Origin of the sequence: Streptosporangium sp. NPDC049046, from assembly GCF_040649155.1 — a bacterium.
Taxonomy (GTDB): domain Bacteria; phylum Actinomycetota; class Actinomycetes; order Streptosporangiales; family Streptosporangiaceae; genus Streptosporangium.
Map to the genome: position 1 here is coordinate 425,711 of NZ_JBEZEZ010000001.1, position 24,351 is coordinate 450,061.

The 24,351-nt window shown below is 70.8% G+C and carries 22 protein-coding genes and 1 riboswitch; of the genes, 7 read left to right on the forward strand and 15 right to left on the reverse strand.

The features are described 5' to 3' along the window. Window positions 1-72: 72 nt before the first annotated feature. Together AB0B96_RS01770 and AB0B96_RS01775 are read left to right on the forward strand one after the other, a co-directional pair. Window positions 73-807 carry a MerR family transcriptional regulator gene (locus AB0B96_RS01770; RefSeq protein WP_362895645.1) on the forward strand — a complete coding sequence of 245 codons (735 nt, stop codon included), beginning with the start codon at window positions 73-75 and terminating at the stop codon, window positions 805-807. Further along, window positions 804-3,179, forward strand: a complete 2,376-nt coding sequence (locus AB0B96_RS01775) for a VIT domain-containing protein (RefSeq protein WP_362895647.1) — start codon at window positions 804-806, stop codon at window positions 3,177-3,179. Before AB0B96_RS01770 ends, AB0B96_RS01775 begins: the two co-directional genes overlap by 4 nt. 165 nt (window positions 3,180-3,344) lie before the next feature. Here the strand turns inward: AB0B96_RS01775 and AB0B96_RS01780 are convergent, their stop codons facing one another. Both AB0B96_RS01780 and AB0B96_RS01785 read right to left on the reverse strand, forming a co-directional pair. Then, entirely contained in the window at window positions 3,345-4,265 is a 921-nt protein-coding gene (locus tag AB0B96_RS01780; RefSeq protein WP_362895649.1) for a hypothetical protein, read from the reverse strand. Continuing rightward, complete coding sequence (locus tag AB0B96_RS01785) at window positions 4,262-4,753, reverse strand: SigE family RNA polymerase sigma factor (protein WP_362895651.1); 492 nt, start codon at window positions 4,751-4,753, stop codon at window positions 4,262-4,264. The genes AB0B96_RS01780 and AB0B96_RS01785 overlap by 4 nt, the downstream gene beginning before the upstream one ends. Window positions 4,754-5,026: 273 nt before the next feature. Here AB0B96_RS01785 and mmuM point away from each other — a divergent pair, with 273 nt between their 5' ends. Together mmuM and AB0B96_RS01795 are read left to right on the forward strand one after the other, a co-directional pair. After that, complete coding sequence (mmuM, locus tag AB0B96_RS01790) at window positions 5,027-5,899, forward strand: homocysteine S-methyltransferase (RefSeq protein ID WP_362895653.1); 873 nt, start codon at window positions 5,027-5,029, stop codon at window positions 5,897-5,899. A 315-nt stretch (window positions 5,900-6,214) separates the two neighbouring features. Then, window positions 6,215-7,222 carry a LacI family DNA-binding transcriptional regulator gene (locus AB0B96_RS01795; RefSeq protein WP_362895655.1) on the forward strand — a complete coding sequence of 336 codons (1,008 nt, stop codon included), beginning with the start codon at window positions 6,215-6,217 and terminating at the stop codon, window positions 7,220-7,222. Window positions 7,223-7,344: 122 nt separating this feature from the next. On the opposite strand, the gene AB0B96_RS01800 is transcribed toward AB0B96_RS01795, so the two are convergent. Continuing rightward, window positions 7,345-8,085 carry a lysophospholipid acyltransferase family protein gene (locus AB0B96_RS01800; protein ID WP_350947499.1) on the reverse strand — a complete coding sequence of 247 codons (741 nt, stop codon included), beginning with the start codon at window positions 8,083-8,085 and terminating at the stop codon, window positions 7,345-7,347. A 149-nt stretch (window positions 8,086-8,234) separates the two neighbouring features. Here AB0B96_RS01800 and AB0B96_RS01805 point away from each other — a divergent pair, with 149 nt between their 5' ends. Together AB0B96_RS01805 and AB0B96_RS01810 are read left to right on the forward strand one after the other, a co-directional pair. Further along, window positions 8,235-8,999, forward strand: coding sequence for an alpha/beta fold hydrolase (locus AB0B96_RS01805; protein ID WP_362502170.1), 765 nt, complete (start codon window positions 8,235-8,237; stop codon window positions 8,997-8,999). 66 nt (window positions 9,000-9,065) lie between these two features. Then, on the forward strand, window positions 9,066-9,542 hold the full coding sequence (locus tag AB0B96_RS01810) for a hypothetical protein (RefSeq protein ID WP_350947497.1): 477 nt from the start codon (window positions 9,066-9,068) through the stop codon (window positions 9,540-9,542). 70 nt (window positions 9,543-9,612) lie between these two features. Here AB0B96_RS01810 and AB0B96_RS01815 read toward each other — a convergent pair whose 3' ends face one another. From AB0B96_RS01815 to AB0B96_RS01845, 7 genes are all read right to left on the reverse strand, one after another. Continuing rightward, entirely contained in the window at window positions 9,613-10,755 is a 1,143-nt protein-coding gene (locus AB0B96_RS01815) for a hypothetical protein (RefSeq protein ID WP_362895658.1), read from the reverse strand. A 119-nt stretch (window positions 10,756-10,874) separates the two neighbouring features. Further along, entirely contained in the window at window positions 10,875-11,804 is a 930-nt protein-coding gene (locus AB0B96_RS01820) for an endonuclease/exonuclease/phosphatase family protein (RefSeq protein WP_362895660.1), read from the reverse strand. Window positions 11,805-11,836: 32 nt separating this feature from the next. Further along, window positions 11,837-12,781 carry an ROK family glucokinase gene (locus AB0B96_RS01825; RefSeq protein ID WP_350947494.1) on the reverse strand — a complete coding sequence of 315 codons (945 nt, stop codon included), beginning with the start codon at window positions 12,779-12,781 and terminating at the stop codon, window positions 11,837-11,839. A 26-nt stretch (window positions 12,782-12,807) separates the two neighbouring features. Then, window positions 12,808-13,641: a hypothetical protein gene (locus AB0B96_RS01830; protein ID WP_362895662.1), complete on the reverse strand. Its 834-nt coding sequence runs from the start codon at window positions 13,639-13,641 to the stop codon at window positions 12,808-12,810. A 340-nt stretch (window positions 13,642-13,981) separates the two neighbouring features. After that, on the reverse strand, window positions 13,982-15,154 hold the full coding sequence (locus AB0B96_RS01835; protein ID WP_362895664.1) for an ArsA family ATPase: 1,173 nt from the start codon (window positions 15,152-15,154) through the stop codon (window positions 13,982-13,984). A gap of 61 nt (window positions 15,155-15,215) precedes the next feature. Next, window positions 15,216-15,653 (reverse strand): SRPBCC family protein, encoded by a 438-nt coding sequence (locus AB0B96_RS01840; RefSeq protein WP_350947491.1) that lies wholly within the window; start codon window positions 15,651-15,653, stop codon window positions 15,216-15,218. Between the two features lie 159 nt (window positions 15,654-15,812). Next, window positions 15,813-16,580 carry a metallophosphoesterase gene (locus AB0B96_RS01845; protein WP_362895666.1) on the reverse strand — a complete coding sequence of 256 codons (768 nt, stop codon included), beginning with the start codon at window positions 16,578-16,580 and terminating at the stop codon, window positions 15,813-15,815. 220 nt (window positions 16,581-16,800) lie between these two features. On the opposite strand from AB0B96_RS01845, the gene AB0B96_RS01850 reads away from it, so the two are divergent. Further along, window positions 16,801-18,594 (forward strand): long-chain fatty acid--CoA ligase, encoded by a 1,794-nt coding sequence (locus AB0B96_RS01850; RefSeq protein ID WP_362895668.1) that lies wholly within the window; start codon window positions 16,801-16,803, stop codon window positions 18,592-18,594. A 244-nt stretch (window positions 18,595-18,838) separates the two neighbouring features. On the opposite strand, the gene AB0B96_RS01855 is transcribed toward AB0B96_RS01850, so the two are convergent. From AB0B96_RS01855 to AB0B96_RS01875, 5 genes are all read right to left on the reverse strand, one after another. After that, window positions 18,839-19,963: a glycosyltransferase family 4 protein gene (locus AB0B96_RS01855; RefSeq protein WP_362895670.1), complete on the reverse strand. Its 1,125-nt coding sequence runs from the start codon at window positions 19,961-19,963 to the stop codon at window positions 18,839-18,841. Next, window positions 19,960-21,237 carry a M48 family metallopeptidase gene (locus tag AB0B96_RS01860; protein ID WP_350947487.1) on the reverse strand — a complete coding sequence of 426 codons (1,278 nt, stop codon included), beginning with the start codon at window positions 21,235-21,237 and terminating at the stop codon, window positions 19,960-19,962. Before AB0B96_RS01860 ends, AB0B96_RS01855 begins: the two co-directional genes overlap by 4 nt. Then, on the reverse strand, window positions 21,234-22,082 hold the full coding sequence (locus AB0B96_RS01865) for a hypothetical protein (protein ID WP_362895672.1): 849 nt from the start codon (window positions 22,080-22,082) through the stop codon (window positions 21,234-21,236). The genes AB0B96_RS01860 and AB0B96_RS01865 overlap by 4 nt, the downstream gene beginning before the upstream one ends. 289 nt (window positions 22,083-22,371) lie before the next feature. Next, window positions 22,372-22,956, reverse strand: a complete 585-nt coding sequence (locus AB0B96_RS01870) for a C40 family peptidase (protein ID WP_362895674.1) — start codon at window positions 22,954-22,956, stop codon at window positions 22,372-22,374. Between the two features lie 82 nt (window positions 22,957-23,038). Beyond that, a riboswitch (cyclic di-AMP (ydaO/yuaA leader) is annotated at window positions 23,039-23,198 on the reverse strand. Between the two features lie 339 nt (window positions 23,199-23,537). Then, complete coding sequence (locus AB0B96_RS01875) at window positions 23,538-24,236, reverse strand: class I SAM-dependent methyltransferase (protein ID WP_362895676.1); 699 nt, start codon at window positions 24,234-24,236, stop codon at window positions 23,538-23,540. Between the last annotated feature and the right edge of the window lie 115 nt (window positions 24,237-24,351).

Sequence of the window (24,351 nt, forward strand, 5' to 3'; positions counted from 1 at the left end):
GTACCCATCTATCGGCCCCCTACGCCGGTCGAAATGTTGACACTGTCATGATTACAGTGTCACTATCGAGGCATGGAATGGACCATCGGTGAACTGGCTGAGCGGGCATCCGCGGCGCTGGCCCCCACCGCCCAGCTCAACGGGCGGGTGCGGGACATGCCCAACGAACGCCTCATCCGCTGGTATTCGACGATCGGCCTCCTCGACCCCCCGTCGGCCCGCCGAGGTCGCGTCGCCATGTACGGCAGACGCCACCTGCTCCAGATCGTCGCCGTGAAGCGACGCCAGTCCGACGGCCGCACCATCGCCGAGATCCAGGCCGAGCTGGCCGGAGCCACCGACCAGACCCTGGAGTCGATCGCCCGCCTCCCCGACCACCCACCACAACCCCCACCCCCTCCGGCGGCGACCGGCACGCCGGCACGCCCGCGCTTCTGGGCCGGACCGCCCTCCCCCGCAGAGCCGCCGACGCCACCGAAGTCACCGGAGCCGGCCAAGCCGGTGAAACCAGTGAAACCGGTGAAACCGGAGGTGCCCGCACCGCCGCCCCGACCGGCCGCCGCACACGCCGCACAGCCGCCCCCGCCCCCCGCGACCGAGACCCGGCCCGCGCCGTCCTCGCCACCCGTCCCGAAGGCGGTGGCCGTCCACGGCGTACGGCTCGCGAACGGCGTGACGCTCCTGCTCGACACGGGCGAGCACGCCCCCACTCCCGATGACCTCGCCGAGATCGCCGCCGCCGCGGAAGGGCTCCTGTCACTCCTCCGCGAACGCGGCCTCACACCTCCGGAAGGAACTCGCTCATGATTACCTCAATCACAACACTGCCGCCGGAGGAGTGCCACCCCGTCCCCGACACCGGGCTGGGGGCGCTCGCCACCGAGCTCGGCAACCTGCCGCTGGAGAGCGTGGACGTGACCGCCGCCGTGTCCGGCCTGAGCGCCGGGGTCGAGGTGGTCCAGGGTTTCCGTAACCCGCACGACGTGGCGCTTGAGGCGACGTACGTCTTCCCGCTGCCCGACCGGGCCGCCGTGACCGCCTTCAGGATGGAGGCCGACGGCCGGGTCATCGAGGGTGTGCTCAAGGAGCGCGGCCAGGCCAGGGCCGACTACGACCAGGCGATCTCCCAGGGCAAGCGGGCCGCGATCGCCGAGGAGGACCGGCCGGACGTCTTCACCATGAGGGTCGGCAACATCGTGCCGGGCGAGCGGGTCACCGTGCACCTCACGCTGAACCAGCCGCTCCCGTACGAGGACGGCGCGGCCACCTTCCGCTTCCCGCTGGTCGTCGCCCCCCGCTACATCCCGGGCACCCCGCTGGACGGCGAGCGGGCGGGCGACGGGTGGGCACCGGACACCGACGCGGTCCCCGACGCCTCCCGGATCACCCCGCCGGTGCTGCTGCCCGGCTTCCCCAACCCGGTCCGCCTCTCGCTCGCCGTCTCCGTCGACCCCGCGGGCCTGGAGCTGCGCGAGGTCCGCTCCAGCCTGCACGTGGTCCAGGAAGAGGGCGGTGTGATCCGCCTCCAGCCGGGTGAGCGGCTGGACCGCGACTTCATCCTGCGCCTGGCCACCGGCGCCTCCACCTCCCTCGCGCTCGCCCCCGAGGAGAACGACGAGGAGAACGGCCCGGAGAACGATGAAGGCACGTTCACGCTGACCGTCGTCCCTGAACCTGCCCCCGCGAGGGCCAGGCCCAAGGACGTGGTGCTCGTCCTCGACCGTTCGGGCAGCATGACCGGCTGGAAGATGGTGGCGGCCCGGCGCGCGGCCGCGCGCATCGTCGACACGCTCACCTCGGGCGACCGGTTCGCGGTGCTCTCCTTCGACAGCGTCGTGGAATACCCGGAGGGTCTCGGCGAAGGGCTGTCGGAGGCGTCCGACCGCAACCGCTACCGCGCCGTGGAGCACCTGGCCAGGCTGGAGGCGCGCGGCGGCACCGAGATGCTGTCCCCGCTGGAGCGGGCCGCCGAGCTGCTCGCCGACTCCGCCAGGGACCGGGTGCTGGTGCTCGTCACCGACGGACAGGTCGGCAACGAGGACCAGATCCTGGCGCGGACCGGCGCCGCGCTGGCCGGGGTTCGGGTGCACACGGTCGGCATCGACAGGGCGGTCAACGCCGGTTTCCTGGGCAGGCTGGCCGGGGTGGGCGGGGGTAGGTGCGAGCTGGTCGAGTCCGAGGACCGGCTGGACGAGGCGATGGAGCACATCCACCGCCGGATCGGCGCCCCACTCGTCACCGACCTGTCCATCGAGGCCGACGGGATCGACCTGATCACCGAGACGGTCAGCCACATCGGCTCGGTCTACTCGGGCGTCCCGCTCACCGTGCTCGGCCGCTACCGTGGCCCCGCCGAAGGGGCGATCACCGTACGGGGCGTGGGCGCCGACGGCTCGCCGTGGGAGCGGAGGGTCACCGCCTCCGTGGTGCACAATCCGGCCGTACGGGCGATCTGGGCGCGGGCGCGGCTGCGTGCCCTGGAGGACCGCTACGCGGCCGGTGACCGGTCGCTGGAGGCCGAGATCGTCGAGACCTCGCTCAGGTACGGGGTGCTCTGCAGGTTCACCGCCTTCGTCGCGGTCGACACGCAGGTGGTCGCCGAGGGCGGTCCCGGACACCGGGTGATCCAGCCGGTGGAGCCGCCCAGCGGCTGGGAGAACCCGATCGCCGCCGCTCCGATGATGATGACCTCGATGGCCTTCGAGAACGCGGCGGCCCCGCCGCCCCCCGCGCCCACGGGACCGCCCGGGATGGCCCGCCCCGGCTCCATGCCGAGGTTCGCGGCGAGCCCCGCCGTCGGCGGCATGCCGCACGAGGCGGCGGCCGGAGGCTTCGACGACCGCGCCAGGATGCTGCGTCCCGCACCGGCGGGGGCCGCCCCGAAGCGCGGCAAGTCCCAGGGCGCCCCCCAGGACCCGCCGAAGGAGCAGCTCGCCGAGGAGCTGAAGCGGCTGCGCGCCGCGGCCTCCCTGCCCGCCGCCGAGCGGCTGCTCCTGCTGGAGGACCTGGGCAGCCGCCTCGCGGCCCTCGTCGTCTACCTCGGGGGCCACGCCGAACTCGCCGCCCTGGCGAGCGAGCTGCAGGCCGGTGGGGACGTGGACGTCCTGTGGCGGAGGGCCGTGGAGGTCCTGGAGTCTCTGACGGGTTCCACCGGGCGACGTCCGTTCTGGAAGCGCTGACCCTCTCCGGTCACCGGATCGGGGCGCCCCGGCGGGACCGGCCCGGTCCGGTGACCGTTCGAACGGTCACCGGACCACCCCCGGCACGAGCACCCGAGAGGAGTGCGTTCCGGGCAGGTCTCCCGGACCCGCCGGCGGGCGGTCCCACTCTCCGCACGGTCCGGCTCACGGTTCGACGGTGACGATTCTCGTCGGCATCGGCCCCGATGGTGTCGTCGTACCGACTCGGTCGTCCGGTCCGACGGTGACGGTCCTCGTGGGCATCGGCCCCGGCGGTGTCGCCGTACCGACTCGGTCGTCCGGTCCGACGGTGACGGTCCTCGTCGGCATCGGGGTCGTCCTCGACGGTGCGGGCCTGCCCGTCCGGTCGTAGACCCCCACCGCCCACCGCCCCGGTCGCCGCTCGAACTCGGCGATCACCCGTTCGATGACCCCTGGATCCGTCAACCACGTCATCTTGTACCTGCCGTCACACATGCCCAGCTCCTTCTTGACCACCTTGCAGTCATCCTTCGACGGCGAGGGAGGAGCGGGAGGATCGATCGGCGCGTCACCGGGCAGGACCCAGACCTTGAGACGCTGGGGTCGCTCCGACCAGCTGGAGGTCAGCGGCCTCTCATAGTGGTACTGATGTCTGCCCTCCTCTCCACAGGTACCGACCGAGCTGCTTCCGTCGCTCGCCCGGATCACCACCACCGCCTTCGGATCAGCGCACACGACCCGGTAGGAGGTGTAGTCGCTCAACGGCCGGAACGTGAGCGTCGTGCCGCCGGGCACGGTCGCGGAACCGTATGACGCGATCAAAGGGGCGTCCAGGACGTCCTGCGAGGGCAGTTCGGTCGGCGGTGAGACCCTCGCCGCCGTCGGCGGCTCCTTCTCCATCGATTCGGCGCCCTCCCGGAATCCCTGGGCCTGGAAGGCCGCGACGGCTATGGCGGCCCCCGCGAGCGCCACGCCCACCACGCCCGTCACGGCCCTGCGCCGCCTGATGCGACGGCCACGCCGCACGATCTCCCGCATGTCGGGGGGACCCTCCAAGACGTTCCCGGCCAGCACCGCGCGCAACTCGTCCTCGGTATGGGTCATCGCTTCGCCCCCGTCGTCTGGATCTCGGAATGGACGCGAAGGCGTTTCAACGCCCGGCCGAGCTGGGTCTTCACCGTGCCGAGGGAGCAGCCGAGCGCGTCGGCGCACTGCGCGAGGGTGAGCTCCTCGAAGTAGTGCAGGACGATGACCGCGCGCTGCCGCCTCGACAGGCCGCCGATCGCCTCCCAGAGCACCTGGCGGCTACCGACCTCGGTGGTGAAGTCCCTCGGATCGGCGTGCTCGGGAAGGTGCTCGGCGGGCACCTCGTCGCGCCACTTCCTGCGCCACCACGAGGCGTGGGTGTTGACGATGATCCGATGCACGTACGGATCGGGATCGCCCTCGATCCGCCGCCACGCCACCCATGCCTTGGCGAGCGCCGTCTGCACGAGATCCTCGGCGGTCGCCCTGTTCCCCGTGAGCAGATACGCCGTATGTCGGAGCCGCTCGTAACGTGTCGCCACGTAACCGTCGAACCCGTCGTCCATTCACGATCTCCGTCCTGAGGCCTTACAGACATCTACCGGGCGGCGGGCCGATTCGGACGACAGCGGGAGGTGACGTGTGGCCGTTTTCCTTCGCCTCGCGCGAGCGAGGCACGAGCCCTTCGCGGTCAACGGCGCCCCCTGCGAATCCGGCGCTCGTGCGGGCGCGGATCACCGTACGCGGCGAAGACGCCACGAGGCCGATATGGGACAGAGCGGAACCAAGGTCAGGAAGAGCGGGGTTCCAACCTCGGCCGTGCCACATAAAGTAGCGGGATGGTGATTCTGGACGGCGGCCTGGCCACCCATTTGGAGGAGCTGGGCGCGGACCTGCGAGACGACCTCTGGTCGGCGAAACTCCTGCTGGAGAACCCCTCCGTGATCCGGCAGGCGCATCTCGACTACTTCACCGCCGGCGCCGAGGTGGCGATAACGGCGAGTTATCAGGCGAGCATCCCCGCGTTCGTGAAGCGAGGGCTGAGCGCCACCGAGGCCGAGGACCTCATCCTGCTCTCCGTGCACCTGGCCGCCCAGGCCAGGGACGCCCACGGTTCGGGCACGGTGGCCGCGAGCGTCGGCCCGTACGGCGCCTATCTGGCGAACGGCGCCGAGTACACCGGCGCCTACGACCTCGACGAGGACGGCCTCACCGACTGGCACCGCGACCGCTGGCACATCCTGGCCGACAGCGAGGCCGACCTGATGGCCTGCGAGACCATCCCGTCCTACACCGAGGCGAGGGCGCTGAGGCGGCTGCTCGCCGAGACGCCGGGGATGCGGGCGTGGGTGAGCTTCTCCTGCCGCGACGGCGAGCACATCAACGACGGCACCCCGCTCAAGATGGCGGCCGGTCTGTTCGCCGGCAACCCCCAGGTGATCGCGATCGGCGTCAACTGCACGGCACCGCGCCACGTGCCCAGCCTGATCTCGCAGATCAAGGGCAAGCCCACCATGGTCTACCCCAACTCGGGCGAGGTCTGGGACTCCGCGAACCGGCGCTGGCTCGGGCTGGCCGACCCGGTGGAGTTCGGGGAGGCCGCGGCCGAGTGGACCGCCGCCGGCTCGGCCTTCGTCGGCGGCTGCTGCCGCACCACCCCGGAGCACATCCGCCAGATCCGCGCCCACCTCACGGGGACGGACACCCCGTGAGGCCCTGAGCGGCCACCGTGCCTCCCACACCCGCGAACGCCGGATCCCCTGTCTGAAGGGGGTCCGGCCTGTCGGCGAGAGCGTGAACAGGCCGGACGATCCTCTCCGCTCGCTCCTCCCCCGGACGCCGGGAAGACCGTCGCGCAAGATCCGAGCGCTTCTTGAAAACGTTTCAACGACGGCGAAAAAGTCGCGTGACACCCACGGGCACCGTCAACACCGCCACGTCGGGTCGAGAGACGAAACCAGTCAAGTGGCACAAAAGCGCCTAAAGTCACTAGCGAATCAAAGGTTGTTACGTTTTAATCAGTGCACATGAGCTCGGTGAGTATTAAGGAAGTCGCGACGCGCGCCAGGGTCTCCCCGGGAACGGTCTCCAACGTGCTCAACTGGCCGGAGAAGGTCGCCGAGTCCACCCGCGCCCGGGTCGAGGAGGCCATCCGCGACCTGGGGTTCGTCCGGCACGGTTCCGCCTCCAGCCTGCGGGCCGGGCACAGCCGCACAGTCGGTCTGTCTGTCATCGACATCGGCAACCCCTTCTTCACCGACGTGGCGGCGGGGGTCGAGGAGGTGGCCAGCGAGCGCGGGTACGCGGTGATCCTGGGCAACTCCTCGGGCGAGTTGCTCAAGGAAGAGCGCAACCTCCTGGTCTTCGCCGAACAGCGGGTCCGCGGCGTGCTCATCACGCCCGCCGGGGAGAACCTGGCCAAACTCGACCAGCTCAAGGAGCGCGGCATCAGCGTGGTCCTGGTGGACCACCCCGCCGAACGCGCCGACCAGTGCTCGGTCGCGGTCAACGACGTCACCGGCGGCTCGCTCGCGGTCTCCCACCTGCTCTCCATCGGAGCCGAGCGGATCGCCTACGTCACCGGCCCGCACACCATCCGCCAGTGCGCCGACCGCCTGACCGGCGCGGAGCGGGCGCTGACCACGGCGGGCCACGACCCCGGGGAGGTGCTGCAGGAGATCGCGGTGAGCACGATGAACGCCAGGTCGGGACAGCAGGCGGCGGAGAAGCTGATCGCCGAGGGGCGGCTGCCCGACGCCGTGTTCTGCGCGAACGACCTGCTCGCCCTGGGCATGTTGCGCGGGCTGCTCCAGGCGGGCGTACGGGTCCCCCAGGACGTCTCCCTCATCGGTTACGACGACATCGACTTCGCCTCGGCGTCGACGGTCTCGCTCAGCTCCATCCGGCAGCCGACCCACCGGCTGGGCCGGGTCGCCACCGAGCTACTGCTGGACGAGTGCGACAACCCTGACTCGCACGCCCATCAGCAGATCATGTTCCAACCCGAGCTGGTGATCCGCGAGTCGACCCGCTGACCCGCCTCACCGGTCACCCTGCCTCACCCTTTTGATCCCGATTCGCCGGTCACTCCGCCCAGCCCTCGGATCGGCTTCACCGCCCTTTGATCCCGCCGCACCGGTGACGACGCCCGGCCCGGTCAGGAGCGCTTGCGCGCCTCCTTCGCGGCCTGCCTGGCGGCCTCCTTCGCCTCCTTGGCGGCGCGGGCGGCCTCGACCTTGGCACTCGCGGCGTATTTGTCGACGTACTCCTGGCCGGAGAGCTCCATCAGCGCGTACATGATCTCGTCGGTGACGGCGCGCAGGACGAGGCGGTCCTCCTCCATCCCGTAGTAGCGGCTGAAGTCGAGCGGCTTGCCGAACTTCACCCCCGGGCGGATGCCCAGCTTGGGAAGGACGCTGCCCGGGGGCATCATCTCGAAGGTGTTGACCATCGCCCACGGGACGACCGGCACCCGCGCCTCCAGCGCGAGGCGGGCCACACCGGTCTTGCCCTTGTAGAGGCGGCCGTCATGGGAACGCGTACCCTCGGGATAGATGGCGAGCACGTTCCCCTCGCCGAGGATGCGCTTGCCGGTGCGCAACGCCGCCTCGCTCGCCTTGCCGCCGGAGCGGTCGATGGGCACGGTGCCGACGCCGCTGAAGAAGGCCTTGCTCAACCGCCCCTTGAGACCTCGGCCGGTGAAATAGTCGGACTTGCCGAGAGAGATCACCTTGCGCCGCAGGAACAGCGCCCCGAAGAAGTGGTCGGCGAACGACAGGTGGTTTCCGGCGAGGATCACCGGCCCTTGCTTCGGCACGTTCCCCACACCCTCCACCCAGGGGCGGAAAATCAGATGAAGTAAGGGCGAGAGGATGGCCTTCACCACCCAGTAGAACACTCGATGCTCCTTCGATTGACAGCCGAGAATCTGGAGTTATCCTCCCACTTCAGATCCCGGCCACCTACCCCACCGAACCACCCAAATCGACCTCTCGCAAAACATGTCCCAGTCGTGCGACGATCAGGCGAACCTTACTAGGAGCCGCGATGCCAGTCATGCCCGGTGCGGAGGCGTACCACCATGCGGGAGGACAGATCGGCGTCCTGCTCTGCCACGGATTCACCGGATCGCCGCAGTCGTTGCGTCCCTGGGGCGAATACCTGGCGGCGGCGGGCCTGACGGTGGCGCTGCCGAGGCTGCCCGGCCACGGCACCACCTGGCGGGAGATGGCCCGCACCGGCTGGGAGGACTGGTACGCCGAGCTGGACAAGGCCCTGGCGGACCTGCGCGGCAGCTGCGCCGAGGTCTTCGTGATGGGCCTTTCACTGGGCGGGTGCATGGCGCTGCGGCTCGCCGAGGTGCACGGCGACGGAATCAAGGGAGTGGTGGTCGTCAACCCGTCGATCGTCAACGACGTGCCACTGCTCAGACTGGCTCCCCTGCTCAAGTTCGTGGTCGCGTCGGTGCCGGGCGTGGCCGGGGACATCAAGAAGGAGGGGGCGGCCGAGCTCGGCTACACGCGTACGCCGGTCAAGGCCGCGGCCACCCTCCTGCGGCTGTGGTCGCTGACCCGATCGGAGCTGGGTAAGATCACCCAACCCGTCCTGGTTTTCCATAGTCCGCAGGATCATGTTGTGAAACCGATGAGTGTGCGTATTCTGCGGGAGAGGCTGACCAAGGGGAATCTGAATGTGGTGGAGCTCGCCGACAGCTACCATGTCGCGACGCTTGACAACGACGCTGAACGGATCTTCGCGGGGAGCCTGGAGTTCATCACCTCGAACGCGTCTGTACCCTTGCAGAGAGACTGATCGCGAGCGGGGGATGCGCGGTCTTCGGGAGAAAGTGATCGACCGATGAGCAACGAGCCCAACTAGGTGACACCTCAAAGCGATGAGGACGAGGTCTGGCGTCAGATCGTCGCGTCCTTCAACGACACCGCCGAGCGCGACTCGGCAGATCAGCCGTGGCCGGACAGCGAGAACCTCCCGGCCGAGCCTCCGCGACGGGTGATCAAGCAATCGGACGAGGAAGACCTCCTGCGTGAGGACGATCCCGCCGACGAGGCCGAAACCGGCACGGAGCAGTCCGGCGGCGAGGACGAGGAGGGGCACTACGTGCCTCCGCCCCCACCCCCGCTGCCCAAGACCGACGCCACCACCAAGATCGCATGGCTCGCGCTGTTCGGCGGCCCCGCCTACCTGCTGCTCAGCGCCGCGCTCGGCTGGAACCTGCAGGGATGGATGCTCTTCACCGCGGTCGCGGCGTTCATCGGCGGCTTCGTGGCGCTGGTGGTCCGCATGGGTGACGGCCCGCCCAACGACTCCGGCTGGGACGACGGCGCGGTCATCTGAGCGGCCTGCTGCTCGGTGCGCCCCGAGTCCGCCATTGCTTGGCGCCCCGAGTCGGTGCGCCCCGAGTCCGCTACTGCTTGGTGCGTGCCGAGCCGGCACGCGCCGAGTTGCCGAAGCGCTCGATCACGTCGGTGTACTTGCCGGAGGCGTCGACCACGTGGCCGACGGTCCACACGGTGTCGGTGCCCGGCAGGTAGGCCACCGACTGGAGCCGCACCGTCCGGGGAGCGGCGGTCTCAGGACCGCGCAGCGTCTTGACCTTGCGCCCGTCGTACCGGAGCAGGAAGGCCTCCCCCGGCCGATCCAGATCGACCCCGGAGATCCAGTAGCGGCCCTTGCGGTCGCCCGTCACCCCGTACAGCCGGACGTCTCCCTCGGGGAGGGAGACCCGAGACCACTTCTTGCCGTTCCACGACAGGGCGAGCGGGACGATCCCCCCGTTCTCCCGGTAGACGCCGCCGACGGCGAGGGCCCGCTTGGGGCCGTCGAGGTGGACGTCACGCAGGTAGCCGCCCGGAATCCGGGGGGTCTTGTAGGTCTTCCAGCGCCCGCCGGACTGCTTCATGATCAACGGCTTGCCGCCGGTGTCGCCCACCGCCCACCCGTCGCTCTTGCCCGACAGCGCCACCCCGTACAGCGCGCCCTTGTCGGGAAGCTGGGTGAGCTTCCACTTCGAGCCGGTGCCGGTCACGACCATGGGCACCTTGTCGCGCCGCCCGACGGCGACCACCCGGCCCGGAACGGCCGCCACCCCGCCCAGCCAGTCGCCGGCGTGCAGCTTGTCGACGATGACCCTGTCGAAGGACGCCCCGTCTCCCCTCGCCAGGTAGGGGAGGCCGTCGTGCCCCTCGCCGACGGCCCACAGCTCGGTCGGCGAGGCCGCCGCGACCGAGCGCAGCGGCCCGGCGCCGGTCGGGTCGTTGCGGATGCCGACCTCGCTCCACGAGGAGCCGTCCCAGTGGGTGATCGCGCCCCGGCTCTGCCAGACGTCCCAGACACTCTGCTGGCCGACCGCCCAGACGCTCGTGGCCGAGACGCCCACCACGTCGGACAGCGACCCGTCACTGCTCAGGCCCGCGCTCACCGGAGCCTGCCACGCCTCGATCGCGGGCGGGCTGACAGGGTCGGCATGGGCTGGGAACGCTTGCGAGGACAGCAGGAGCAGGCCTCCCGCGCAGAGAACCAGCGCACGCCGCGGAAGGCGACGGGTCATGTTTCAAATGGTACGGGGCTCATCCACTCCCCGCGTGCCGGTCTCCTCACTTGACGGGCGCTATCTGGAAAGACGTCCTTCCCCCGTCACGGAAATTTTCCCTGGCACGGAACCACTCGTCATCCGGGCTCCCTCATAAGACCCACGTCCGGCTCCCCGGAAAGGCCCGTATCGGGGTCGCCCCGCGTGGCGCTCGGCGGCCCGCCCACATCGGGTGACCTCACCGGACCCGTACCGGAGCCGGTACCCGTGACCGGAGCCGGTTGGCCGGTCTCGGAGCGCGAGTGGTCAAGCTCGGCGATCACCGGCAGGTGGTCGGTGGCGGCCACCAGGTCGGCGGGGTCCGCGTCGGCCCCGCCGCAGGAGACCACCGAGAGGCCCTCCACCGCGAAGATCGCGTCGATCCGCTTGTGCGGGCCTTTGGCGGGAAAGGTGAAACCGTCGCCGCGCGGCGAGACCGGGTAGCAGTCGGTGAGCCGCTCGGTGAGGTGACGCCAGCTCGGCTGACCGGACTGCTCGTTGATGTCTCCCGCCAGCACCGGCAGCGCGTCGAACCGGTCGGCCACCGCCCTCAGCAACCTCACCGCCTCGTCCGCGTGGCGGCGCCGGGCGGTCTCGTCGAGATCCAGATGGACGGAGCCGACGGCGACCCGCCGTCCCCCCGACTCCACCACGGCGATCGCGATGGCGCGCCGCTCCAGAGGAAAGAAGGACTCCAGGAGACGGCCCTCCCCGTGCAGCAGCCGCACCCCGGGGCCGGTCAGCACCGCGACCCCGCCCCTGCGGCGGCCCGCGGCCACGGCGAGCCCGCCGAATGAGGCGAGCCGCCTTCTCCTGCGACGCCAGAACAGAAAACGGGGCGCCTCCTGTACGCAGAGCACGTCAGCGCGGAGCGCGGCGACCACCCGTCCCAGCGCCGGGACGTCGTCCTTCATGGAGCGCACGTTGTAGCTGGCGATCCTGAGCACCCGGCCACCTCGATTCGCGACGCGTGCCGCGAGGATAACCGCGCGCCGCAGGGCATACCAGTCGCCCGCTCCGATTGGCATGCGGGCGACCGGTACGGATGGCGAGGAAGCCGTCAGCGCCTGCGGGCGAGGTCCGCGGCGCCCACCAGGCCCGCCGAGGGGCCGAGTTCGGCGCAGCGGACCTCGGCCAGCGGGCGGTGCCCCCGTCCGCTCAGGTGGGTGTTGAAGAACTCGCGGGTCTCGTCGATCCACAGGTCCGCGGCGCGCGAGACGCCGCCGCCGAGGACGAAGCAGCCCGGGTCGAGGACGGCGGCGAGGTCGGCCAGGCCCTGGCCGATCCAGCGGGCCATCGAGGAGAACGCGGCGAGCGCGGCCGGGTCGCCCTGCCTGGCCGCCTCGGTGACTTCCTGGCCCTCGATCTGGTCGGGCGTTCCTCCGGCGATCTCCAGGAGCTTGACGGCCCGGTCCGGCTCGGCCTCGGCGATCAGCTTGGCCTCCATCACGAGGGCGCTGCCGCTCGCGTACCGCTCCCAGCAGCCGAGGTTGCCACACCCGCACAGGCGCCCGTCGGGGACCACCTGCATATGGCCGAGTTCGGCACCCATGCCCCAGCGCCCCCGGTACAGGGAGCCGTCGAAGACGATGCCTCCGCCGATGCCGGTGCCGACGGTCACGCACACCAGGTGGGTCTCGCCGCGTCCCGCGCCGAACCTCGCCTCGCCCCACGCCATCGCGTTGGCGTCGTTCTCCACCACGACGGGAAGGCCGACCATGTCGGAGACCTTCTTCTGCAGCGCCTCCTCGCGCCAGGCGAGGTTGGGGGCGAAGCGGACAATGGACCTGGTCTCGTCGACGAACCCGGCCGCGCCGAGTCCGACGGCCTCGATCTCCCGGTCCTTGGAGAGCTCCAGGATCACATCACCGATCGTGTTGGCCACCTGGTCCGGATTCTCCGCCGGGGTGGGTCGCAGAGCATGCTCGATGATCAGGCCGTCCTCGTCGACGACTCCCGCCGCGACCTTCGTACCGCCGATGTCCACACCGATGGTCAGCGCCATTGTCCATTCATCCTCTCCCCCTGGGCTCACCCCAGGTCGATGTGCTCCACGGGGGTGTCTCCTCGCTCGCGCTCGCGCTCCCGCTGTGCGGGCGCGGGCTTGCCGAGTCCGTCGACGGCCGACTTGAAGGCGGCGAACAGCTCGGTGCCCGCCTGCATGAGGTGGTCGGTGACGGCGCCGCCGCCCGACTCACGCTGCGCGGCCATCGCGCGGCAGACGGGGCAGGCCCGGCAGATGTACTCCTCATGCTCCGAGACCGCCTCCTCCCACACGTCCCGCTCTCTTCTTCCGCGCCCGCCACCGGAAAGCGCGCTGCCGACCCCGGTCATCGTGCCCTTGATCAGATTCTTGCGCAGTTCCCTGGTGGCTTTCTGCTGCAGGGTGTCGAAGAGTTTGAACGCCTCCTCGGCGGCGGTGCCCAGCGGGTCCTTGCCCCCCTGGGACCGCTCCTCCCGTGCCCGCCGCTCCTCACGCGCCCGCTCGTCGCGCGCACGCTCCTCACGTGCCCGCTCTTCACGCGCTCGTTCTTCGGCGGCGGTGTCCTTCTCCCGGCTCGTGGCCTCGGCGCGGTCGCCCGGCCGGGACCAAGGGGTCCATCCGGCCGCCCGCTCCTCACGCCTGGCCCGGTCGGCGCGCTCGAACCACTCGGCGCGCGCGTCGCGCTCGGCCTGCTCGGCGGGCGAGACCTGCTCGGAGCCCGGAGCCTGGCCGGAGCCCGGGGGCCGCTCGGAGGGCGCGGCCTCGGCCACGGTCTCCACCTCGACCACCTCCAGGCGCGCGACCTTCTCGACGCGCTCGGCCCGCACGGGCTCCCCCGCGTCCTGCTGTCGCTCGACGGCCTCCACCGGCTCAGCCCGCACAACGGGCTCGACGGGCTCGACGGGCTCGACGGGCTCGACGGGCTCGACGGGCTCGGACGACCCGGCAGGTCCTCCCTGCGGGGACTCCTCGACCGGCTCTACGGGCCGGCTCTTCCTGGCCGTCGTCTTCGCCGGTCGGCGGCTCCTCTGAGCCTTGCCCGCGGCCCCGCCCCCAGCGGCCTCGACGTTTCCTGTGCTCCCGGTGCTCTCAGTGCTCTCAGTGCTCTCGGCACTCCCGGCGCCCCCGATGTCTCCGACCTCGGGCGGCGGCTTCGCGGCGGCACTCTTCCGCGGCTTCCTCGGCGCACGCGGCTTCGGGGTCTTCTCAGCGTCATTCGTGTTATCGGTCATCAGGCCCTCCCGATTCGAACCGTACCCGGAGAAACCCATCTCGGAGCGCGGCGTCCCGCACCGACCTGCGGGCCAGTGCGGCGGGCAGGGCCAGGACACGGCGGTAGGAACCGGCGTTGACGATCAGCTCGTCGCCCTTGCGCGCCAGATCCACCTCGTCCTTGTCCGCGAGCGGCAGGGCGAGGAACAGCTCGCCGTCGGCGGTGATCCGCAGCGGCGGGTCGACGGAGGGCGGCGCGAAGGGGTCGCTCTCGCCGTACATGGCCTCGGCGACGGTGATGAGGGCATCGAGGCCGACGGGCTCGGCCTCCAGGTACGGCACGATGTGCACGGGCAGCGGCGCGAACGACTCCTCGACCTCGGCCAGGTGGCGGGCCTGGGCTCGCACCCATCTCTCCCGCCACGGGTCGGCGCCCTCCGCGGGGAAGACACGGTTCGCGACCACCGCGTCCACCCGGTAGCCGTACAGGCTGAGGGAGGTCAGCGTGCGCCGGGCCTCGGCGAGCACGACGGCCTCGGGGGTGAGCACCAGCCGGACGCTCGCGTCGGGTCCGGTGAGCAGTTCGCGAACCTCCAGCAGGCCCCGGTGGAGCCGCTCGCCCGCGCCGATCACGTGGTCTTCCGGCATGCTGACCTGCGCCAGGCGGCGGACCAGCGGGGAAAGGGCGCCGAGCAGCCGCCTGCCGACGGGCAGCAGCCGGTTCACGTGCCAGTCGAGGGCCTCGGGCAGAGCGAGCAGCCGGAGTGTCTCGGCGGTCGGGGCGCAGTCGATGACGATGACGTCCCACAGGCCGGTGCGCGCCTGCTCTCGCAGTTCGAGGAGCGCGATGATCTCCTCGGCGCCGGGCAGCACCGTGATCTCCTCGGCGGTCACCTCGTCGAGGCCGAGCTCGGCGAAGACGCCCCTGGCGTAGTCGCGCAGCTCGCCCCACTGGCGTTCCAGCACCTTCTGGGTGTCGACCTGGTAGAGGGAGAGACCGGGCGCGATCTCCGTGGGCTCCCCGCCCGCGCGCACGCCGAGGGCGTCGGCGAGCGAGTGGGCGGTGTCGGTGGAGACCACCAGGGTCTTGAGCCCGGACCGGGCGGCGAGTGTGGCCGTCGCGGCGGCGGCGGTCGTCTTGCCGACGCCGCCCTTGCCGGTGAAGAGCAGGACCCTGCTCACGCCACCTCCCGGCGGAAGAACGTGGAGCCGCGCTCCGCGCCGTACCGCGCCTCCCCCACCCTCATGGGGTCTCGACGCGCTTCTTCAGCCCCTTCAGGGCGGTGTCGATGATGACCTTCTCCGCCTTCCGCTTGATCATGCCGATCATCGGGACCTTGAGATCCACGGCGAGCTCGTACGTCACCTCGGTGCCGTTGCCCGCGTCGGCAAGACGATAGCTCCCGGTGAGCCCGGAGACCATCTTTCCGGCCTCGGCGATGCTCCAGTCGACGGACTCCTCACCGTGCCAGGTGTAGCGGAGGGTGTACTCGTCGCTGATCACACCCGCGTCGAGGACGAACCGGACCGTGGCGGGCCGGCCGTCCTCCCCCGTGGACAGGACGCGCGCGGCCTTCACCTGACCGGCCCACTCCGGGTACGAGGGGAAGTCGGCGATGACCGTCATGACGGTCGACCGGTCCGCGCCGATCTTGATGCTGGAGGTGGTGCGATCAGCCATGGGGCAACCGTACTGCCTCACGATCGCCGATGTACGCCCGGCGGGGCCGGGCGTGGCCAGGCGGGGACACCACGACGGCGGTGGACGGTGACGGGCCGGTGACGGGAACCCGACGACGGGAAGCCGTGCCCCCGAGGCGCCCGTCCGGCGCCGGATCGGCTAAAGCTCCAGCACGTAGGGGACGCCTTTGTTTCTGAAGTGCCCCACGTTGAGGCATTCGGTCCTGCCGATCCGGGTGCGGGCGGCCAGGGGCTGATGGACGTGGCCGAACAGGGCGTAGCGCGGCTGGGTCTGTCTGATCATCTCCAGGGTGGCCTCGCTGCCCCGCTCGAAGCGCCGGGCGACCACGTCGTAGAGCAGTTCGGGGATCGCGGGAGGGATGTGGCAGCAGAGCACGTCGACCTCGCCGACGGCCTCGACCTTGCGGGCGAACTCCTCGTCGTCGATCTCGTACGGGGTCCGGTACTGGGTGCGCAGCCCGCCCCCCACGAAGCCGAACCGCAGCCCCCCGATCTCCACGGTCTCGCCGTCGAGCACCCGGTGCCCCTCCCTGACGTACTCCGGCCAGTAGACCGGCAGGTCCACGTTGCCGTAGGTGATGTACGCGGGGGTCGGCATCGCGGCGAAGATCTCGCCGTACTGCCGCCGGACGGAGCGCTCGATGTGGTCGCGCGGGTCGCCCTCCAGCGAGGCCCACAGCGCGGAGGACATGGCCCGCGCCTCCTCGAACCGCTTGGCCGTACGCAGCGCGATGAACTCCCCCGCCCGCTCGGCCCCGAAGAGCTCGGCGAAGATGCCCTGGGAGTGGTCCTCATAGTCGACGAACAGGATGAGGTCGCCCAGGCAGATGAGCGCGTCGGCGCCGTCTCCCGCGCGGGCCAGCGCGTCGGCTCTTCCGTGTACGTCACTGACGACGTGAACCCGCATGTCAGGCATCCTCACCACCAACGAGTAGGGCCATATGGGATGAACCTCGCAGGGCGTGAGCCCGGCGTGAAGGCGTACGGCGCGGCCGACGGTCCGCTGCGACGGTACTTGCTACGGTGAAATCAGTCTTCATAACGCCTGGGTGACGAATTTACCCACACGTAACTTATCGCGATAACTTCCAGACAGCCCATCGATCGTGCGTCTCCAGGAGTGACCCGTGCGCGAGTACAGCGTCCCCGTGCTGGTGGATGTCCCCGCCTCCGCCAACCTCACCGACACCGTGTTCCGCCGCGCGAAGGAGGAGCCCGACGTCGTCACCCTGCGGCGCAAGGTCGGCGACGACTGGATCGCCGTCACCGCCCGTGAGTTCCGCGACCAGGTCGCCGGGGTGGCCAAGGGCCTGATCGCGGCCGGGGTGGAGCCCGGCGACCGGGTGGCCCTGATGTCGCGCACCCGCTACGAGTGGACCGTGATCGACTACGCGATCTGGACCGCGGGCGCGGTGGGCGTGCCGATCTACGAGTCCTCCTCCGCCGACCAGGTCGCCTGGATCATCTCCGACAGCGGCGCGAAGGCCGTGTTCGCCGAGTTGGAGTCGCACGAGGAGACGATCCGCGAGGACGCGTCCGGCCTGCCCGGCCTCAAGCACATCTGGCGTATCGAGGGCGGCGCCCTGGAGGAGCTCACCGCGCTCGGCGCCGAGGTCACCGACGAGACGCTCGCGGAGCGCAGGTCGAGTCGCGGCATCGCCGACCTGGCGACCATCGTCTACACCTCGGGGACCACCGGCAGGCCCAAGGGCTGCAGCCTCACCCACGACAACCTGCTGTTCACCGCGAGGAACGTCGCGAAAGGCCCGCTGGAGCGGCTGTTCGTCGTGGAGGAGAGGGCGGCGCTGCTCTTCCTGCCGCTCGCGCACGTCTTCGCCCGCATCATCGAGATCGTGCTGATCGAGACGGCCACGATCCTCGCGCACACCCCCAACATGAAGAACGTCGCCCCCGACCTGCAGGCCTTCAAGCCCACGTTCCTGCTGGGCGTGCCCCGTGTGTTCGAGAAGGTCTACAACGGCGCCGAGCAGAAGGCGACCGCCGAGGGCAAGGGGAAGATCTTCCACGCCGCGGCCGACACCGCCGTCGCCTGGAGCAGGGCCGAGTCGGCGGGTGGCGCGGGGCTGGGCCTTCGGCTCAAGCACACCCTGTTCGACAAGCTCGTCTACGGCAAGATCCGCGCCGCGACCGGAGGCAGGCTGACGACGGCGGTGTCCGGCGGTTCCGCCCTTGGCGAGCGGCTCGGCCACTTCTTCCGCGGCGTGGGCATCGAGACCCTGGAGGGCTGGGGCCTCACCGAGACCTCCGCGCCGTCCTCGGTCAACATGCCGGGAGCCAACAAGATCGGCACCGTCGGCAAGCCGTTCCCCGGCGTCACCATCGGCATCGGCGACGACGGCGAGGTGCTCGTCAAGGGGCGCCACGTCTTCAAGGGCTACTGGAACAACGAGGAGGCCACCGCGGAGGCGATCGACGCGGACGGCTGGTTCCACACCGGCGACATCGGCGAGCTCGACAAGGACGGCTATCTCCGCATCACCGGCAGGAAGAAGGAGATCATCGTCACCGCCGCGGGCAAGAACGTCGCCCCGGCCCCGATGGAGGACCACATCCGGGCCCACCCGCTGATCAGCCAGGCGATGGTGGTCGGCGACGACAGGCCGTTCGTCGCGGCGCTCATCACGCTCGACGTCGAGGCCCTGGAGCAGTGGAAGGCCGCCAACGACAGGACCGGTGCTGACCTCGCCACCCTCAGCTCCGATCCGGCGATCGTCGCCGAGGTGCAGAAGGCGGTGGACGGCGCCAACAGGTCCGTCTCCAAGGCCGAGCAGATCAAGAAGTTCGTCATCCTCGACCTCGACATCAACGAGGAGAGCGGGCACCTCACCCCGACCCTGAAGATCAAGCGCAATATCGTGATGCGCGACTTCGCCAAGCAGGTCGAATCCCTCTACGGCTGATCTTCACGGCCCCGCTTACAACCGGATGCCCGCTGGGGCCTCTCACGAGAGGTCCCCGTCGAATCCCTCTACGGCTGAGAGGTCCGCGCGGCCCCGCTTACGGCCGGGTGCCCATCTGAGACCTCTCGCGAGAGGTCTCAGCGGGATCCCTTCACGGCCCCGGGGCCTCGTGTCTCTCCACCGCCAGAGGTCTCAGCGGCCCCTGCACGGCCAGGAGGCAGGTCCTCGCGGAGCCCCTCTGCCGTCAGGGGGTCTCCGCCGGTTCCAGGAGGCGCGCGAAGCGGGAGGCCGCGAGGTCCCAGCTCCACTCGCGCGCCACCCACTCGCGCCCGCGTTCCCCCATGGCACGCGCCCCGGCCCCGTCCTTGAGCAGGCCGATCAGGGCCGCCTCGACCTCCCGCGGGCGGGTGCCGTCGACGACCAGGCCCGTCTCCCCGCGCAGTACGGCGTCGGGGGCGCCGCCCGAGGAGCCGGCCACCACGGGCAGGCCGCTCGCGGAGGCCTCCAGGTAGACGATGCCGAGCCCTTCCACGTCGACGCCGCCCAGTCGGGTGCGGCACGGCATCGCGAACACGTCGCCCGCGGCGAGGTAGCCGGGCAGTTCGGCCTCGGACACGGGGCCGGTCATCCTGACCGAGCCGCCCAGCGGCCGGGCCAGCCGCTCCAGGGTCCTGCGGTACGGGCCCCCGCCGACGATGAGGAGCACCGCGCCGGGCACGTCCCTGAGCACGCCGGGCCAGGCCCGCAGGAGCGTGTCCTGCCCCTTGCGCGGCACCAGCCTGGACAGGCAGACCACCACCGGCCGCTCTCCCAGGCCGAGTCTCGCGCGCACCCGCCCTCCCCCGGCCCCCGGGTGGAAGACCTCGGTGTCGACGCCGGGAGCGAGCCGTACCAGCTTGTCCTCGGCTATCACCCCGGCCAGCCTGCGCCGGGTGTACTCCCCCAGATAGGTGACCACGTCCGCGCTCGCCCCGATCCTGGCGAGCACCTGGCGGCCGACCGGGATCCCGGTCCAGCCCGCCTCGTGGCCGTGGGTGACCATGACGACGCGGCGGGCCCCGGCCTCGCGCATCCTGGGCGCGATCAGCCCGAGCGGCGCCGCCGCCCCGAAGACCACGGTGTCGCACCCGAACTCGGCGACCAGCTCGGCGGCCCGGCGGGCGACGGCGGGCGTGGGCAGCATCAGCGAGGTGGGGTGCCGTACGACGGGATACGGCTGGCGCAGGTCGAAGGCCGCGCTGCCGGTCCACCGGGGCGCGTAGACGACGACCGAGCCGGGCGGGCGTCGGGCGATGAGACCGTACACGAACGACTGGATCCCTCCCGCGCGGGGCGGGAAGTCGTTCGTGACGACCAGCGTGCGGCTCACGGCTCGGGGAGGCCGTTCAGCCCGGCCCAGGAACGTGCCATGGCGATGCGCTGCGGTGCCGTGGGATGCGATACATAAAGTACATACTCAACGAAATCAGGCGACAAATCCGAAATATTGGTTAATGCCAGCCGTTTCTGCATGGCCACGAACGTCGCGGGATCCCTCGTCAGGTCGAGCGCGTGCAGATCCGCGCGGGCCTCGATATGCCTGCTCACCAGGTTCTGGGCCGGCCCCGACAGGACCGTGGCCAGGCTCAGCACCCCCATCACCAGTCCCACCGCCCTCGGGTCGCCGAGTGAGGTGACCCCGGCCCTGCGCCGCACGCCTCCCGCCGAGGTCACCACGTACAGCAGGCACGCCCCGAACGCCGCGCCCAGACCGCCGACGAGGGTGCCCCACAGCACGTCGTCCGCCTTGGCGTGGCCCAACTCGTGCGCGACCACCAGCTCGACCTCGTCGGCGGGCGCGCGCAGCAGCGTGTCGTAGACCACGATCCTGCGGGTCGCGCCGAATCCGGAGACGTACGCGTTGAGCGCGGTGGTCCGCCGGGAGGCGTCGGCGACGAGCACGTTCTCGACCGGCACGCCGTCCCTGTCGGCCATCGCGAGCAGGTCGTCGCGAAGTGGCCCGGCCTCCAGCGGCCTGAAGTCGTTGAAGACCGGTTCGATGAGCACCGGGTAGGCGAAGGAGGCCGCGACGGTCAGGACGAACGCCCCGGCCGCCGCGGGGATCCACCAGCGCCGGTAGCGTCGCGCCAGGCCGATCACCGCCACCACCATGATCGCGGTCAGCCCGGCGCCGATGCCGGTGCTCTTGGCCCGGTCCGCCGCCCACGCGGGCCATGCCTGGGTGGACAGCCCGAAGTCGCGCAGGTAGCCCTCCGACCACATCCCCAGGGGCCAGCGCAGGATCGCCACGGCCACCGACAGCGCCAGCACGCCGAGCAGCGTCCGCAGCCACCACGGCCCCGGCAGCCGGTCGACGAGCCGCGCGCCCAGCGGGGTGGCGATCAGCACCCCCGCCACGACCAGCGTCAGGCCGAGCGACAGGTAGCCGGGAAGGCTGACCAGCGCGTCGAACGTCTCGGCCCTGGCGATCTGCTCGGCGGTGAAGTCGCGGGCCGGATCAGGGGTGACGGGCGGAGCTCCGTCGGGCAGCACGCTCCAGGGCGTGGTGAACGCCACGACCGCCAGCGTGACCGCCCCCAGGCCGGCCGTCGCCCATCCCGCCGACCGCACGCCCGAGGGCGCGTCCTTCGTGCTCAGCGTCACGTGAGTTCCTTCCCGAGGTAGTCGCGCCAGGATGCGGTGAACTCGGCCGGCGACAGGCCGAGCGCGCTCCCGACATCGCTACCGTAGAGCCTCACCAGCGCCTTCTCCCCGAAGCGCTCCGCGACGAACCGGCAGGCGAGCCACGCCTCCTCGTACGCCTGCGCGAGCCTCGGCGCACCGGGGGCGAAGTCGGCCGGTCCCGGCAGACGCTCGGGCAGGACGCCCGCGCGCACCTCGGCGGCCAGCTCGGCGGCGGCCGTGCGCACCGCGATCCCGGCGTCGCGGTAGCCCACGTAGTCGGCGAAGCCCTCCGACAGCCACATCGGCACCCGGCCACCACGGGTCGCGCCGGTGGCCACGTGGGCGAGCTCGTGGGTGATCACCACGTCCCTGCCGGTCTCGGTGAGCCTGGCGTATCCCGAGGGCAGGACGATCACCCGGTCCGCGGTCGCCATCGCGGCCAGGCCGCGGGTGCTGCCGGCTCCGGCGAGCGTCGCGGCCTCGGCGTCGTCGGCGGGAAAGAGGATCACCGCGGGGACCGGCCCCCAGATCTCCGCGATCGTCGCGCGGGCGCGGTCGGCCCTCGCCGCCAGATCCCGCAGGACGGCGTCGGGGACGCCGTGGCCGATCACGAGGGAGTGCTCGCCCGTGACGGTGACGGCGGCACCCGGCCACAGGTCGCGGAGGTCGCCCGGGTCCCGGAGGAGGCGCCGGGCGTCGTACGGGCCGTGCGGGAGGAGCGGGGCGGCTCCGGCCAGGAGGGGGCCCGTCCCGGCGAACGGACCGGCGCTCATCAGCGCCAGCATCCCGGCGAGCACGGCGCGGCGCCCTTTCGGGACGGACATACGAGCCGATGGTACTTGACCGGCATCTCGACCGGCATGGAGCGGCCCCGGCCCTCCTGGTGGAGGGCCGGGGCCGCTTTTCCGTGCTCGGGCGTGTGCTTTCGGCACGCGCTTTCGACGCGCCTCCGGCGTGTGCCCGGACGCGGGCTCGGGCTCCCGTACTCGGGCGCGGTGCTCAGGCACCGTGCTCGGGTCCGGCGCTCGGGCGCCGTGCTCGGGTCCGGCACTCGGGTTCGGAGTTCGGGAGCCGCGCTCGACGCGGTCCCGGGTCCCCCACCCGGGCGCGGGCTCAGGCTCCGGGCCGTGCCGCTCCGGCGAAGGAGGACTTGTAGTAGCCCGCCAGCTTCACGACACGAACCGTCTTGCCACTGCTCGGCGAGTGGACCATCCTGCCCTTGCCGACGTACATGCCGACGTGGCCCTTCCCGCTGAAGAACATCAGGTCACCGGGGCGCAGTTTGCTCCACGAGACCTTCTTCTTGATCGCCCTGTACTGGCTGTGCGTGACCCTGGGGAGGGACACACCCGCCTTCTTCCAGGCGTACCGGACGAGCCCCGAGCAGTCGAACGCTCCGGGCCCGGAGGCTCCCCAGCGGTAAGGGGTGCCGATCTGCTTCTTGGCCGTCGAGACCGCCTTACCGGCCCGTACCTTCTGTCGTGCCGCCTTGCTCATCTTGGCCTTGGCCTTCACCTTGGCCTTCGCCGTGGCCTTGGCCTTCGCCGTGGCTGTGGCCGAGGCCTGAGTGACGGTCTTGGTGGTGCTTTCGGTCTTCTCAGAGACGCCGGCCGCACTGTTGACCAGGATCTCGGGAGGACCGTCCGCCGCCTGCGCCGCCGTGGGCCCGAGGGTGACCGCTCCGGCTGAGGCGGTCAACGTGAGGGCGATACCGCCGAGGGAAAGGCGGAAAAGGCGCGACAGACGAGGGTTGTGCAGGGTGCTGGACAGGATTTCTCCTTGGGGCTTCCACTGATGCCTACCGGGTTAGCTGACGGATTCGGGCTTGGAAGATGCCCTACGGCATAAACATGCCGATTCACCCCTGGCCGCAGCGTGCTGGGCCTTTTGGGTCCCCGGTTCCATGCCTCCTGGCTGCATGGATTCGGCGGGCCGCCGTAATGATCTCCACCCCCGGGTGGGGGCACGGCGGCCGGCTGGATTCTTATAAGGGAACCGGCCCGAAGACCGACATTCGCCGCGACGGCGTGGCTTGCACGTCGCGACGCCAGAAGTTACCCCGATCCCCAACGTTCGGCAAAGCATTCCCCAAATCCGGGAGAGCCGACACCCTTCTTGATCTTCCTGTTATCCCTGCTTAATGGCCATTTATGCTAATGAGATATGACCCTCGTCACATCCTTCGCATCACGCCCGGCAAATCACGGTTTCGTAATGTTCGTCACACTCATCGCGATCCACTGATGATGGACCGTTCCCGGACGGTCGGCCGGACGCTCTCAGCGCCTGACACAGGTGTAGGCCCCGTAGATCGACTGCTGGAAGTCCGCCTCGACGATCTCGAAGCCGGCGGCGTCCAGCATCGGTTCGAGCAGCCATCTGAAGGTGCTGTACTCGGTGCGCAGATGCTCGGCGTAGTCCTCGCGCGTGTAGCCGAGCGCGGGGTCGTCCGCCGCGCCGTCGAGCCAGCGGCCGAACACGGCGTCGGCCTCGTCCGGCCGGAAGTCGAAGATCAGGTCACGCAGGCGCAGGACGCCCCCCGGCCGTACGATCCGCGCGACGCGGTCGAGCGCGACGGCCTTCCAGAGGTCGGGGAGCTGATGGAGTGCGTGGCGGGTGTAGACCGCGTCGGCGGGCGGCCCGGTGTGCTCGTAGGACAGGAAGCCCGCCCGCACGCACTCGACGGCGGAGAGCCCGTTCTCGGCGGCACGGGCGGCCAGGAAGTCGTGCATCGCCGGGGAGACGTCCACCGCCACCACCCGCGAGAACCGCCGCGCCGCGGCCAGGGCGAACTGTCCGGTCCCCGCGCCGAACTCCACCACCGTCGCGCTCTCCCCCACGCCGTGCCTCGCGAGCACGGCGAGGTCCTCTTCGGGGTCGGGCCTGCCCTGCTTCCGGTCGAACCCGGCGACGAACGCGGCGTCGAGGTGCTCAGGTCCGGCGTACGCGAGCTCGTCGGGTATCCATGGTTTGATCATGTTCCGATGCTCGCAGCAGCACCGCGCCCGGCACATCCGGTTTTTCCCGGCACCTCACCCGGCCGGGAGCCGCGCCGTCGCCTCGCAGGCCACTGCGGACGGAGCCGCCGTGGGG

Coding starts and splice junctions, on each gene's coding strand:
- AB0B96_RS01815 (WP_362895658.1), bottom strand. CDS start 10,755: ATGACCCGTCGCCTTCCGCGGCGTGCGCTGGTTCTCTGCGCGGGAGGC.
- AB0B96_RS01840 (WP_350947491.1), bottom strand. CDS start 15,653: ATGGCTGATCGCACCACCTCCAGCATCAAGATCGGCGCGGACCGGTCG.
- AB0B96_RS01805 (WP_362502170.1), top strand. CDS start 8,235: ATGCCAGTCATGCCCGGTGCGGAGGCGTACCACCATGCGGGAGGACAG.
- AB0B96_RS01845 (WP_362895666.1), bottom strand. CDS start 16,580: ATGCGGGTTCACGTCGTCAGTGACGTACACGGAAGAGCCGACGCGCTG.
- mmuM (WP_362895653.1), top strand. CDS start 5,027: ATGGTGATTCTGGACGGCGGCCTGGCCACCCATTTGGAGGAGCTGGGC.
- AB0B96_RS01780 (WP_362895649.1), bottom strand. CDS start 4,265: ATGACCCATACCGAGGACGAGTTGCGCGCGGTGCTGGCCGGGAACGTC.
- AB0B96_RS01785 (WP_362895651.1), bottom strand. CDS start 4,753: ATGGACGACGGGTTCGACGGTTACGTGGCGACACGTTACGAGCGGCTC.
- AB0B96_RS01795 (WP_362895655.1), top strand. CDS start 6,215: ATGAGCTCGGTGAGTATTAAGGAAGTCGCGACGCGCGCCAGGGTCTCC.
- AB0B96_RS01820 (WP_362895660.1), bottom strand. CDS start 11,804: ATGCCAATCGGAGCGGGCGACTGGTATGCCCTGCGGCGCGCGGTTATC.
- AB0B96_RS01865 (WP_362895672.1), bottom strand. CDS start 22,082: ATGTCCGTCCCGAAAGGGCGCCGCGCCGTGCTCGCCGGGATGCTGGCG.
- AB0B96_RS01825 (WP_350947494.1), bottom strand. CDS start 12,781: ATGGCGCTGACCATCGGTGTGGACATCGGCGGTACGAAGGTCGCGGCG.
- AB0B96_RS01775 (WP_362895647.1), top strand. CDS start 804: ATGATTACCTCAATCACAACACTGCCGCCGGAGGAGTGCCACCCCGTC.
- AB0B96_RS01875 (WP_362895676.1), bottom strand. CDS start 24,236: ATGATCAAACCATGGATACCCGACGAGCTCGCGTACGCCGGACCTGAG.
- AB0B96_RS01770 (WP_362895645.1), top strand. CDS start 73: ATGGAATGGACCATCGGTGAACTGGCTGAGCGGGCATCCGCGGCGCTG.